11 protein-coding genes are annotated in these 12177 nt (G+C 72.1%); 6 read left to right on the top strand and 5 right to left on the bottom strand.

Annotated features, from left to right (window positions below):
* Positions 1 to 2: 2 nt before the first annotated feature.
* On the bottom strand, positions 3 to 836 hold the full coding sequence (locus BLW85_RS18885; RefSeq protein ID WP_070024164.1) for a diacylglycerol kinase family protein: 834 nt from the start codon (positions 834 to 836) through the stop codon (positions 3 to 5).
* 197 nt (positions 837 to 1033) lie between these two features.
* Between BLW85_RS18885 and BLW85_RS18880 the strand changes: the two genes are divergently transcribed.
* Together BLW85_RS18880 and BLW85_RS18875 are read left to right on the top strand one after the other, a co-directional pair.
* Positions 1034 to 2317, top strand: a complete 1284-nt coding sequence (locus BLW85_RS18880; protein ID WP_070024163.1) for an adenylosuccinate synthase — start codon at positions 1034 to 1036, stop codon at positions 2315 to 2317.
* Between the two features lie 223 nt (positions 2318 to 2540).
* Positions 2541 to 4364, top strand: a complete 1824-nt coding sequence (locus tag BLW85_RS18875) for a bifunctional metallophosphatase/5'-nucleotidase (protein ID WP_074992661.1) — start codon at positions 2541 to 2543, stop codon at positions 4362 to 4364.
* A gap of 79 nt (positions 4365 to 4443) precedes the next feature.
* On the opposite strand, the gene BLW85_RS18870 is transcribed toward BLW85_RS18875, so the two are convergent.
* The 3 genes from BLW85_RS18870 to BLW85_RS18860 all read right to left on the bottom strand — a co-directional run bounded on the left by BLW85_RS18870 (position 4444) and on the right by BLW85_RS18860 (position 7363).
* On the bottom strand, positions 4444 to 5094 hold the full coding sequence (locus tag BLW85_RS18870; protein ID WP_070024159.1) for a hypothetical protein: 651 nt from the start codon (positions 5092 to 5094) through the stop codon (positions 4444 to 4446).
* 98 nt (positions 5095 to 5192) lie between these two features.
* Positions 5193 to 5891, bottom strand: a complete 699-nt coding sequence (locus tag BLW85_RS18865) for a GntR family transcriptional regulator (RefSeq protein WP_074992660.1) — start codon at positions 5889 to 5891, stop codon at positions 5193 to 5195.
* A 116-nt stretch (positions 5892 to 6007) separates the two neighbouring features.
* A complete protein-coding gene (locus BLW85_RS18860; protein ID WP_070024155.1) occupies positions 6008 to 7363 on the bottom strand; it encodes an aspartate aminotransferase family protein in 1356 nt (451 codons plus the stop codon).
* A 200-nt stretch (positions 7364 to 7563) separates the two neighbouring features.
* Here BLW85_RS18860 and BLW85_RS18855 point away from each other — a divergent pair, with 200 nt between their 5' ends.
* Positions 7564 to 9372: a serine/threonine-protein kinase gene (locus tag BLW85_RS18855; RefSeq protein ID WP_074992659.1), complete on the top strand. Its 1809-nt coding sequence runs from the start codon at positions 7564 to 7566 to the stop codon at positions 9370 to 9372.
* A gap of 141 nt (positions 9373 to 9513) precedes the next feature.
* On the opposite strand, the gene BLW85_RS18850 is transcribed toward BLW85_RS18855, so the two are convergent.
* Positions 9514 to 10263: an SLATT domain-containing protein gene (locus BLW85_RS18850; protein WP_070024152.1), complete on the bottom strand. Its 750-nt coding sequence runs from the start codon at positions 10261 to 10263 to the stop codon at positions 9514 to 9516.
* Between the two features lie 236 nt (positions 10264 to 10499).
* Between BLW85_RS18850 and BLW85_RS18845 the strand changes: the two genes are divergently transcribed.
* Genes BLW85_RS18845 through BLW85_RS18835 form a run of 3 tightly spaced genes read left to right on the top strand, consistent with a single transcriptional unit; the run spans position 10500 to position 12144 of the window.
* The gene (locus BLW85_RS18845) at positions 10500 to 10844 is read left to right on the top strand and encodes a YbaB/EbfC family nucleoid-associated protein (RefSeq protein ID WP_070024151.1); all 345 of its coding nucleotides are present in this window, start codon (positions 10500 to 10502) and stop codon (positions 10842 to 10844) included.
* A gap of 51 nt (positions 10845 to 10895) precedes the next feature.
* Positions 10896 to 11495, top strand: a complete 600-nt coding sequence (recR, locus tag BLW85_RS18840; RefSeq protein ID WP_074992658.1) for a recombination mediator RecR — start codon at positions 10896 to 10898, stop codon at positions 11493 to 11495.
* A complete protein-coding gene (locus tag BLW85_RS18835; protein ID WP_070024148.1) occupies positions 11488 to 12144 on the top strand; it encodes a DUF5063 domain-containing protein in 657 nt (218 codons plus the stop codon). The genes recR and BLW85_RS18835 overlap by 8 nt, the downstream gene beginning before the upstream one ends.
* Positions 12145 to 12177 lie beyond the last annotated feature (33 nt).

The following is a 12177-nucleotide window of genomic DNA, read 5'->3' as shown; positions in this document are numbered from 1 at the left end:
GCTCAGCGCCCCCGCGCGCCAGCCGGCAGCACCAGCGTCCACGCCCCCTCGACCGCCCGCCAGGCCCGCCCCCGCACCGGTCCCCGCACCACCGCGTCCGCCCGGTAGTGGAAGTCGGGCCCGCTGACCCTGACCGCGTGCCCGGACGCCCGCAGGGGACCCCCGGCCGCCCGCCGGACCTCCACCTCGGCCAGACCGCCGGCCGGCCTGAGCGAGACCGACTCCACCGGCTGGTCCAGTTCCACCACCGTCTCCCCGTCCACCTCCACCCGCAGCCGGGCCGGTCCGGGCGCGGGTATCGCGGCCAGGCGGGGCGGGCGCGGGCTCAGGGTGCGGACCAGGGAGCGGTACCAGGGGCGCCCGGCCGCCGCCACCGGCTCGGGCACCGCCGCCCGCACCGGTGCCGGGGGCACGGTCAGCCCGGTCAGCACCAGCCCGTCCGCGTCGTCGGCCAGCAGGTCGAGGCGGCGCTCCTCGCCGTCCAGGACCGCCCGCGCCGCCGCCACCGCCCCCGTCGGCACGCCCAGCGACTCCGCCAGCGCCAGCCGTTCCCCCACCGGGACCATCGACAGCGCGCATCCGGCCAGTTCCCGTTCCCGGTGCAGCAGGGTCACCGCGCGCACCAGGGCGCGGTCGTCGCCCACCACCACGGGGCGCCTGGCACCCCGACGGCCCAGTGCCCGGGCGAATTCCGCCGGGTCCTCCGGGAGACAGACCTTGGCCGCCGCACCCGCGCTGAGCACGTCTTTCGCGATCCGTACGGACTCCCCGTCCGCTTGTCGGGCCGCCGGATCGATGATCACCAGCAGCTGTTCGGACGTCGCGAAAGTCGCCACCTCGGTCCTGCCTCGCTTCCTCGGGTAGCATCTTTGTGCAAGAGCCCCTTGCGCTATTGCGCCAGGGGCTTCGTCTATTCCGGGGCATCCGGTCCGACGGTTGTGCGGCCAACGACGGTCGCGGTGGCACGCGGCGGTGAACCTTACGCCCACGCCCCTGACCTTGGACATGCCCCGCCCGGAAGGGGTGTACGCGCGTGCCCGCACTTGTGCTGCTCGGTGCTCAGTGGGGTGACGAGGGCAAGGGGAAGGCCACCGACCTGCTCGGTGGATCGGTGGACTATGTGGTGCGATACCAGGGCGGCAACAACGCCGGCCACACGGTCGTCGTCGGCGACCAGAAGTACGCACTCCACCTCCTCCCTTCCGGCATCCTCTCTCCCGGATGTACGCCGGTCATCGGCAACGGTGTCGTCGTCGACCCGTCGGTCCTGCTCTCCGAGCTGAGCGGTCTGAACGAGCGGGGCGTCGACACCTCCAAGCTCCTCATCAGCGGCAACGCCCACGTCATCACGCCGTACAACGTGACGGTCGACAAGGTGACGGAACGCTTCCTCGGCAAGCGGAAGATCGGCACCACCGGGCGCGGCATCGGCCCGACCTACGCCGACAAGATCAACCGCGTGGGCATCCGGGTCCAGGACCTGTACGACGAGTCGATCCTCCAGCAGAAGGTGGAGGCGGCCCTCGACGTCAAGAACCAGATCCTCACCAAGCTCTACAACCGCCGCGCCATCGCCGCCGACCAGGTGGTCGAGGAGCTGCTGGGCTACGCCGAGCAGATCAAGCCGTACGTCGCCGACACGGTCCTGATCCTCAACCAGGCCCTGGAGGACGACAAGGTCGTGCTGTTCGAGGGCGGCCAGGGCACCCTGCTCGACATCGACCACGGCACGTACCCCTTCGTCACCTCCTCCAACCCGACCGCCGGCGGCGCCTGCACCGGTGCCGGCGTGGGTCCGACGAAGATCAGCCGGGTCATCGGCATCCTCAAGGCGTACACCACCCGCGTCGGCGCCGGTCCGTTCCCGACCGAGCTGTTCGACGAGGACGGCGAGGCGCTGCGCCGGATCGGCGGCGAGCGCGGTGTGACCACCGGCCGTGACCGCCGCTGCGGCTGGTTCGACGCGGTGATCGCGCGGTACGCGACCCGGGTGAACGGCCTGACCGACTTCTTCCTCACCAAGCTGGACGTGCTCACCGGCTGGGAGCAGATCCCGGTCTGCGTCGCGTACGAGATCGACGGCAAGCGGGTCGAGGAACTGCCGTACTCCCAGACCGACTTCCACCACGCGAAGCCCGTCTACGAGAACCTGCCGGGCTGGAGCGAGGACATCACGAAGGCCAAGTCCTTCTCCGACCTCCCGAAGAACGCCCAGAACTACGTCAAGGCGCTGGAGGAGATGTCCGGCGCCCCGATCTCCGCGATCGGCGTGGGTCCGGGCCGGGACGAGACGATCGAGGTCAACTCCTTCCTGTAAGCCGGAAGAAGGCTCCGGTTCACCGTGCGGCAGCGCCCGCCGGGTCCGCCTCCGCGCGGACCCGGCGGGCGCTTCCGCGTTCCGGCCCGGATGACTCATCCTTGACCTGGACATGGTCATTTCCTGGTTTGCGGCGATGAGGGGCGCGAGCACGATCTACGCGGGTAGCCTCCGCCTTGGAACGCCCCTCTGCTCGCACCAACTCCAGTCTCAGGAGCCTTGAATGACCCACAGTCGCATGAACCGCCGGGAGTTCGTGAAGAAGTCGGCCGTGACCGGCGCCGCCGTCGCGGCGGCGGGCGCGGTCTCCGGCGGCACCGCCGAGGCGGCCGACCGCGGTCATCACCCCGAAAAGGCTCCGCGCACCTGGTCGTTCTCCATCCTGGGCACCACCGACCTGCACGGCCACGTCTTCGACTGGGACTACTACGCCGACGCCCCCTACACCGACAAGGCCGGCAACTCGGTGGGCGTGGCCCGCGTCGCCACCCTCATCAAGCAGCAGCGCGAGGCCAAGGGCGAGCACCGGGTGCTGCTCGTCGACGCCGGCGACATCATCCAGGGCACCTCCCTGGCCTACTACTTCGCCCGCGTCGACCCGATCACCGGCACCGACGGCAAGCGCGGCCCCAGGCACCCGATGGCCACCGCCATGAACCACATGCGCTACGACGCCGCCGCGCTCGGCAACCACGAGTTCAACTACGGCATCGACACCCTGCGCAAGTTCGAGGACCAGTGCGACTTCCCGCTGCTCGGCGCCAACGCCCTGCACGCCACGTCGCTGCGCCCGGCCTTCGAGCCGTACACCGTCAAGCGCATCAAGGTCCCCGGCGCCCCGGACATCAAGGTCGGCATCCTCGGCCTGACCAACCCCGGCATCGCGATCTGGGACAAGGACAACGTCGGCGGCAAGCTGGTCTTCCCGGGCCTCGTCGAGCAGGCGAAGAAGTACGTGCCCCGGCTGCGCGCCCTCGGCTGTGACGTCGTCTTCCTGACCGACCACTCCGGCCTGGACGGCTCCTCCTCGTGGGGCGACGCGCTTCCCTACATCGAGAACGCCTCCAACCTGGTCGCCGAGCAGGTCCCGGGCATCGACGCGATCCTCGTGGGCCACACCCACGTCGAGGTGCCGTCGTACACCGTGAAGAACGAGCAGACCGGTGAGGACGTGCTGCTGTCCGAGCCGTACTGCTGGGGCTACCGCCTCAGCGTCTTCGACTTCGAGCTGGAACTCCACCACGGCCAGTGGAAGGTGACGGGCAAGAAGGCGCAGACCCTCGACCCCAAGGGGGTGGACGAGGACCCGGAGATCAAGAAGCTCCTGGAGGCCGATCACGAGCTGGTCGTGAAGTACGTCAACACGCCCGTCGGCACCTGCACGGCGGACCTCTCGGCGGCGGACTCCTGCTGGAAGGACGTCCCGATCATGGACTTCATCCACAAGGTCCAGATGGAGACGGTCAAGACGGGCCTGTCGGCCGCCGACGCCGCCCTCCCGCTGATCTCGGTGGCCGCGCCCTTCAGCCGCACGGCCGACATCCCGCAGGGCAACGTCACCATCAGGGACATCGCCGGCCTCTACATCTACGACAACACCCTGTACGGCAAGAAGCTCACGGGCGCCCAGCTGAAGGACTACCTGGAGTACGCGGCGAAGTACTACCACCAGGTGCCGGCGGGCACGAAGGTCGACACCGCCACGCTGACGAACGCCAACAGCTTCTGGGACTACATGTACGACACGGCGGCCGGCGTCGACTACGAGATCGACATCGCCCAGCCGGAGGGCTCCCGCATCAGGAACCTTTCCTACAACGGCGCCCCCGTCGCCGCCGACCAGGTCTTCGTCGTGGCCGTCAACAACTACCGGGCCAACGGCGGTTCCGGCTACCCGCACATCGCCTCGGCGGAGATCGCCTACAGCTCCACCAACGAGATCCGGCAGCTGATGATCGACTACGTCACCGCCACCAAGTCCCTCGACCCGGCCGACTTCGCGGTCACCAACTGGAAGCTGACCCAGGACGGCACGCCGGTCTTCTGATGTGCGCCGGCCTCCGCGCGTCCACTTCCCGGCCCGGCACGGCCGGGAAGTGGGCGCCGGGCCCCTCCAGCGGTGGAACTCAGCTGAAGACGATCATCGAACCCTGGGCCAGCGACCGGGTCGTGGCCGCGTGCAGGCCCAGCCAGACGTGGCGCTCGCGGGCGAAGGGGCTGGGGTCGTAGGGCGTCGGGGCGGCCGGCTCCTCCAGCTCCGTGGGAGCCGTCGGCGGGGCCGGGGGCGCCGGCGGGTTGGCCGGGTCGATGCCGATGCCCGGGGCGATGTACTGCAGCTCGCGCAGCAGCGCCTGGGAGGAGCCCAACGGCCCGCCGCCCGCGAGGAGTTCGTCGTTGGACAGGGGGTGCGGGAAGTCCACCGGGACGTACGCGCCCGCGTGGTCGTAGTGCCACACCAGATGCGACTGCTGGGCCGTGGACTCGAACATCTCCAGCAACTGCTCGTAGTCGCCCCCGAGTTCGTCCACCGGGGTGACCGGCAGGCCGCAGGCCTGGAGCAGATAGGCGCGGCGCAGGAAGTGCAGGGCGTCGTAGTCGAAGCCGGCGACCGGGGCGACCTCGCCGGACAGCCCCGGCATGTACTGGTACACCGGCACCGGGGGCAGCCCGGCCGCGGCCAACGCGTCGTTGTAGTGCGCGAGTTCCTCGGCGAACGGGTTGTCCGGGGTGTGGCACAACACGTCCACGAGCGGTACCAGCCACAGGTCACAGGCCAAAGAGAGCTCCTCGCATCGGCGGCCGCGCGGCCACGCACGGCAGCAGGTGGTCTGGGAAGCGTAATCGGTGCGCCACGCCTCCCATACCCCCACGTCCCTCAGCTGTCGGACAGATCCTCCAGCAACGCCAGCGAGTGCGCGTTCGCCGCCGCCACCGTCGTCCGCGCCGTCTCCGTGTCCCGCCGGGCCAGCGCCTCGACCAGCTCCGTGTGCCCGGCCCACAGCCGGCCGCGCAGCGTGGGCAGACGGCGCAGGTGCTGGACCGCGCAGACCCAGGCCTGGACCCGCAGCCGGTGCAGGAAGTCGCCGAGGTAGGGATTGCCGAACAAGGCGCCCAGCTCGCGCCAGAAGCGCAGGTCGTAGCCGATCAGCACGGTGAGGTCGCCCGCGGTGGCGGCACGCTGTGCTTCCTCGCCGCGGCGGCGCACCGTGGCCAGCGTCGCGGCGGTGCGCGCGTCCTCGGCCGGGGCGGCGAAGGCGGGGTGACCGGCCGCGAGGGCCTGGAACATGCCGTCCGTGACCAGGTTGCGGGCCTCGATCATGTACCGGTAGTCCGCGAGGGAGTACTCGGGCACGCGGAAGCCGCGGTGCTGGTCGGCCTCCAGGATGCCCTGCGCGGACAGGTCCACCAGCGCCTCGCGGACGGGGGTGGCGGAGACGCCGTACTGCTCGGCGATCTCCTTCACGGTGAACGCCCGGCCCGGTCGCAGCCGCCCCGCCAGCACCTCGTCACGGAGCGCGTCCGCGATCTGCTGCCGCAGGGTGCTGCGGGTGACGGCGGTGCCATTGCCGGGCATGGCCGGTCTCTCCTCACGCGTACGGGTGACGTGCTCGCACGTTTGACCAACTCTTACGGGTCTTACGAGCACGTCACCTTACGCGTTCGGCCGGGGCCCGCGGCAGCTGCGGACCGTCACACCGTGTACTCGTCGGCGACGGCCAGCGCGGCGTCGAGGGCGGCCAGGCCCTCCTTCAGCTCGGCCTCGCCGATGTTGCACGGCGGCACCACATGGGTGCGGTTCATGTTCACGAAGGGCCACAGACCGTGCTTCTTGGCGGCGGCGGCGAACGCGGCCATCGGCGCGTTCGCCTCGCCGGCCGCGTTGTACGGCACCAGCGGTTCGCGGGTCTCCCGGTCCTTGACCAGCTCCAGCGCCCAGAACATGCCGGTGCCGCGGACCTCGCCCACGCTCGGGTGGCGGGCCGCCAGGTCGGCGAGGCCGGGGGCCAGCACCGTCTCGCCGAGCCGCTTGGCGTTCTCCACCACGCCCTCCTCGGCCATCACGTTGATCGTGGCGACGGCGGCGGCGCAGGCCAGCGGGTGCCCGGAGTAGGTCAGCCCGCCCGGGTAGGGGCGCTTGCCGAAGGTCTCGGCGATCTCCTGGGAGATGGCGACGCCGCCCAGCGGGACGTAGCCGGAGTTCACGCCCTTGGCGAAGGTCATCAGGTCCGGGGTGACGTCGAACAGATCGGCCGCGAACCACTCGCCGGTACGGCCGAATCCGGCCATGACCTCGTCCAGGATGAAGACGATGCCGTACTTGTCGCACAGCTCGCGCACCCCGGCGAGGTAACCGGGCGGCGGCACCATGATCCCGGCCGTGCCCGGGATGGTCTCCAGGATGATCGCGGCGATCGTGCCGGGGCCCTCGAAGGCGATCGTCGTCTCCAGGTGCTCCAGCGCCCGCGCGGCCTCCTGCTCCTGCGTCTCGGCGTAGAAGCGCGAGCGGTACAGGAAGGGCGCCCAGAAGCGCACGACACCGCCGGTGCCGCTGTCGGAGGGCCAGCGGCGCGGGTCGCCGGTGAGGTTCACGGCCTGCTGGGTGCCGCCGTGGTACGAGCGGTAGGCCGAGAGCACCTTGGGGCGGCCGGTGTGCAGCCGGGCCATGCGCACCGCGTGCTCCACGGCGTCGGCGCCGGCGTTGGTGAAGAAGATCTTGTCCAGGTCGCCGGGGGTGCGCTCGGCGATCAGCCGGGCCGCCTCCGAGCGCGCCTCGATGGCGAACGCGGGCGCGAACGTCGTCATCCTGGCGGCCTGCTCCTGGATGGCCGCGACGACCTTGGGGTGCTGGTAGCCGATGTTGGTGTAGACGAGCCCGCTGGTGAAGTCCAGGTACCGCGTGCCGTCGTAGTCCCAGAAGTACGACCCCTCGGCGCCGGCGACGGCGAGCGGGTCGATGAGGTCCTGCGCGGACCAGGAGTGGAAGACGTGCGCGCGGTCCGCGGCCTTCACTGCGGCGCCGGCTCCGGAATTGGGCTGAGGGGTCATGCGGGCGAGCGTAAATGTCCGCGATGCGGAAGCGGTATCGGCGTCCTGTTCCGTGGGCGGGCGCAATCCACGACAGGTTGTCGACATCGGGCGCCGCGACCTGTTACGGAACCGTGGAGAGCGAGGCGTCCGACGCGCCCGGGGACGCGATTATTCTCGGGCCCGTTGCACAGCCGACGGGGTGGGAAGGGCGGGCGGTCATGGAGGAACTCGGGCCTGGGGATCCGCTGGAGATCGGGGGGTACCGGCTGCTGGCCAGGCTCGGTTCGGGAGGCATGGGACAGGTCTACCTCGCCCGGTCGGAGCGGGGCCGCACGGTCGCCGTGAAGCTGGTCCGCGAGGAGCTGGCCGCGCGCGAGGAGTTCCGGGCCCGCTTCCGGCGGGAGGTGGCGGCCGCGCGGCGGGTCGGCGGGTACTGGACGGCGCCGGTCCTGGACGCGGACACCGAGGCGGCGGTGCCGTGGGTGGCCACCGGGTACGTGGCCGGGCCCAGCCTGCGGCACGTCGTCGGGCACGAGCACGGCGCGCTGCCCGAGCGGTCGGTGCGGATCCTCGCGGCCGGGCTGGCCCACGCGCTCAAGGACATCCACGCGGCCGGGATCGTGCACCGGGACCTGAAGCCGTCGAACGTGCTGGTCACCATCGACGGGCCGCGCGTGATCGACTTCGGCATCGCCCGCGCGCTGGAGACGACCGGCGCGGGCGGCGAGCACCTCACCGTCACCGGCTCGCTGGTCGGCTCGCCCGGGTTCATGGCGCCCGAGCAGGTGCGCGGGGACCGGGTCACCCCGGCCTGCGACGTGTTCTCGCTGGGCTCGGTGCTGGCCTACGCGGCGACCGGGCGGATGCCGTTCGGGAACGCCGGCGGCGGCATCCACGCGCTGATGTTCCGCATCGCCCGGGAGGAGCCCGACCTCGCGGGCGTGCCGGAAGGGATCGCCGACCTGGTCCGCGGCTGTCTGCGCAAGGACCCGGCGGCCCGGCCCTCCCTGGACGACCTGCTGGACCGCACCGGCGCACAGGACACGGTGCACGGCGGCCGCTCCCGCGACCCCTGGCTGCCGGGGTCCCTGGTGGCCCAGCTGGGGCGGCACGCGGTGGAGCTGCTGGAGGTCGAGGAGCCGGCGACGGCCAGGACGGGGACCGCCGCCACCGGGCCGGACTCCGCGCCCGGTGGCGCGGGCGGACCGGACGCGTCGCCGGAGCACGCCGCCGTCCTGGACGGGGGAGAGCCGGCCACGGAGGGCGGGGGCGCCGAGCGGCTGCCGACCGTGGTGCCGGGGCGGCCGGCCCCGCCGGGGTGGCCGGCCGCCCCCGGGACGTACGGCCACCCCCAGCAGCACCCCCAGCAGGGCACGCACTCCCCGTACTTCGCGCCGGACGTCCCCGCGCCCGCCGGCGGGCCCGGGTATCCGGGCCCGCCGTACCAGCCGTACGGGACGGAGCCCGGGGAGCCCGAGCGGCGCAGCGGGCGGTCGACCGCGCTGCTCGTCGTGATCGCGCTGGTCGTCGCGCTCGGGGCCGGCGGTTCGGTGTACGCGCTGCTGAACAGCGGGACCGACGGCAAGGACGGCGGTACGGCCGCGCCCGCCCCCGTGACCGGCTCCGCGTCGCCCACCGGCTCGGGCGAGCGCGGCCCGGGTCCCGGCTCGGCCTCCCCCTCGGGCGGCGCGGTCCCGGACGCCTACCTCGGCACCTGGACCGCGACCATCGACAACGCCGCCGGCACCAGCACCCGCCGGCTCACCATCCGCCAGGGCGGGGTGGGCGACAGCGTGCTGACCCTGGTCGCGGACGGACCGGAGTACCACTGCGTCTTCGCCGCCCCGCTGAGCCAGGAGCCGCTCGCCCAGGGGCCGTTGGAGATCGGGCCGTCCACCGTGACCAGTGGCGAACCCGCCTCCTCCTGCACCCCGGGCGACGCGACCGAGGTCAGCCTGCTGCCCGACGGGCGGCTGCGGCGGGTGCAGCAGGGCGGCGGCGAAAGCCTGACGTACGCGAAGCAGTGACGGCGCCCAACCGCCTTGTCCCCCAAGGCGGTTGAACGTCCGGAGAACTTCCGCGAACGTGTCCGATTCGCGCCCTTGCCCGGCATGGTCTGGTGCGAGTGCCGGGTGCCCCGGCGTCGAGGCACCTTCCACGCCCCCGGCTCAGCGGGGCTCCGGGGGCCGCTGCCGCGGCATGTTCGGGCGCGCCCCGCCCACCGGCGGCAGCGGGAACCGGCCGCCCTGGCCGCCCGCCTCCTGCCGGGGCACGCACCCCACCGCCCCCTGGAGCCCCATCGGCGCCGCACCCGCGCGGAACGACCCCATCCAGTCGGCCGTCTCCACCCGCACCAGTTCCGTCACGTCCTCCGAGAACCGCCGCAGCAGCACCACGCACCGGTCCGCCGCCTCGCTCGCCGTGCCCTCCGCGGGACCCAGCACCTCCCGCATGCCCTCCGCCGCCCAGTCGAACTGGAGCGCCTGCAAGCGCCGCTGCACCGCCTGTGCCGTCGCCACGTCCCGCATCCAGCCGGACGTCACCCCGAAGTACCGGTCGACACCGGCGCAGGCGGCCGCCAGCAGCAACGCCAGGCATCCCCAGCGGGCCGCGCCGGCCGCGATCCCGGTCAGGTCCAGCAGCGGCAGGGCCACCCCGGTCACCGCGCCCGCCGCCGCCCCGGCCCGCAGCACCCGCGCCCCCCGCCGCTTCCACAGCCGGTCCCGCAGATACCAGTCCGCCGTGCGCAGCGCGCCGTGCTCCACCCAGCGGTACAACTCGTCCAGCCGCTCGCCGGGTTCGCCCCAGTCGCCGGGCGGCAGGGCCCGGCCGGTCAGATCGCCCGGCCGGGGACCGGGCGCGCCCTCGCCCCGCCCGTCCTGAGGCGGCCCCTCGGGCTGCATCTCCGGCTGACCCACCCGGCACTCCCTACTGATCACGACCGGTCACGTGGCGTGACATTCCCTGGCGACGTGCGTCACCCTTCCTACCGCCCAACGGGTGGCCCGGTCGGGACTTTCCCGGCTTTTCCGCCCGGAAGAGCGTCTTGATCAGGTAGAGGTCCGTCGTCTCTCTCACTCGAAAGAGTGGCGGCGCGAGGGCCGCCTGGACCACGTAGGCTCGTGCCAAGAAGAAAGACGTAGAGGAGCTGATCGTGATCCCCGGTGGTGGCCAGCCCAACATGCAGCAGTTGCTCCAGCAGGCGCAGAAGATGCAGCAGGACCTGCAGCGGGCGCAGCAGGAACTGGCGGAGACGGAGGTCGACGGGCAGGCGGGCGGCGGCCTGGTGCGGGCCACCGTGACCGGCGCCGGCGAGCTGCGCGGACTGAAGATCGATCCGAAGGCGGTGGACCCGGAGGACACCGAGACCCTCGCCGACCTGATCGTGGCGGCCGTGCAGGCGGCCAACGAGAACGCGCAGGCGCTCCAGCAGCAGAAGCTCGGCCCGCTGGCGCAGGGCCTGGGCGGCGGCACGGGCATCCCCGGTCTGCCGTTCTGAGGCCGTCCCCACTAGCGTACGTACCGAAAGGTCTCCAGGAAGGGCAGTCCGTTGTACGAAGGCGTGGTCCAGGACCTCATCGACGAGCTGGGGCGGCTGCCCGGCGTCGGTCCCAAGAGCGCGCAGCGGATCGCCTTCCACGTGCTTCAGGCCGAGCCGACGGACGTGAAGCGGCTCGCGCAGGCGCTCCTGGAGGTCAAGGCGAAGGTCCGCTTCTGCGCGACGTGCGGCAACGTCGCGCAGGAGGAGCTGTGCAACATCTGCCGTGACCCGCGCCGCGACCCCGCCGTGATCTGCGTCGTGGAGGAGCCCAAGGACGTCGTCGCGATCGAGCGCACCCGCGAGTTCCGCGGCCGCTACCACGTGCTGGGCGGCGCCATCAGCCCGATCGAGGGCGTGGGACCCGACGACCTGCGTATACGGGAACTTCTCGCGCGGTTGGCCGACGGGTCGGTCACGGAGTTGATCCTGGCCACCGATCCGAATCTCGAAGGCGAGGCGACGGCCACGTACCTCGCCCGCATGATCAAGCCCATGGGCCTGAAGGTCACCCGCCTGGCCAGCGGCCTCCCGGTGGGTGGCGACCTGGAATACGCGGACGAGGTCACCCTCGGCCGCGCCTTCGAGGGGAGAAGACTCCTAGATGTCTGACGCCACGCTGCACGCCAAGGACCCCGACGACTTCGCGGTCCAGATCGCGGACCAGGTCGAGAGCTTCCTGGTCGCCGTCACGGAGGTGGCCAAGGGCGACGAGCCCGGCTCGGCCGTCCCGTTCCTCCTGCTGGAGGTCTCCCAGCTGCTGCTGGCCGGCGGCCGGCTGGGCGCCCACGAGGACATCGTCCCCGACGAGCGCTACGAGCCCGACCCGGGGCCGGAGGCCGACGTGGACGCCCTGCGCGAGAACTTCGCCCGGCTGCTGGAGCCCGTCGACGTCTACTCCGAGGTCTTCGACCCCTACGAGCCCCGCAAGGCCCCGGTGCCGGCCCGGATCTCGGACGACCTCGCCGACGTCATCACGGACCTGCGCCACGGCATGGCCCACTACCGCGCGGGCCGCACCACCGAGGCGCTGTGGTGGTGGCAGTTCTCCTACTTCTCCAACTGGGGTTCGACGGCCTCCGCGGTGCTGCGCGCCCTCCAGTCGGTGCTCATCCACGTCCGGCTCAACCAGCCCCTGGAGGAGCTGGACGGACTGGACACCGACCAGACCCCGATGGGCGACGAGACCCTGGAGTTCGAGGCGGGCCGCGTCATGGCCGAGGAGATCGGCGGCCCGCTGGGCATCCGGCCCGGGATGTGAGCCGGCCGGGCCGCGGCCCCGGGCTGTGACCCG

It is taken from the genome of Streptomyces misionensis (assembly GCF_900104815.1).
Lineage (GTDB): Bacteria > Actinomycetota > Actinomycetes > Streptomycetales > Streptomycetaceae > Streptomyces > Streptomyces misionensis.
This window is presented reverse-complemented; position numbering and strand designations above follow the sequence as displayed.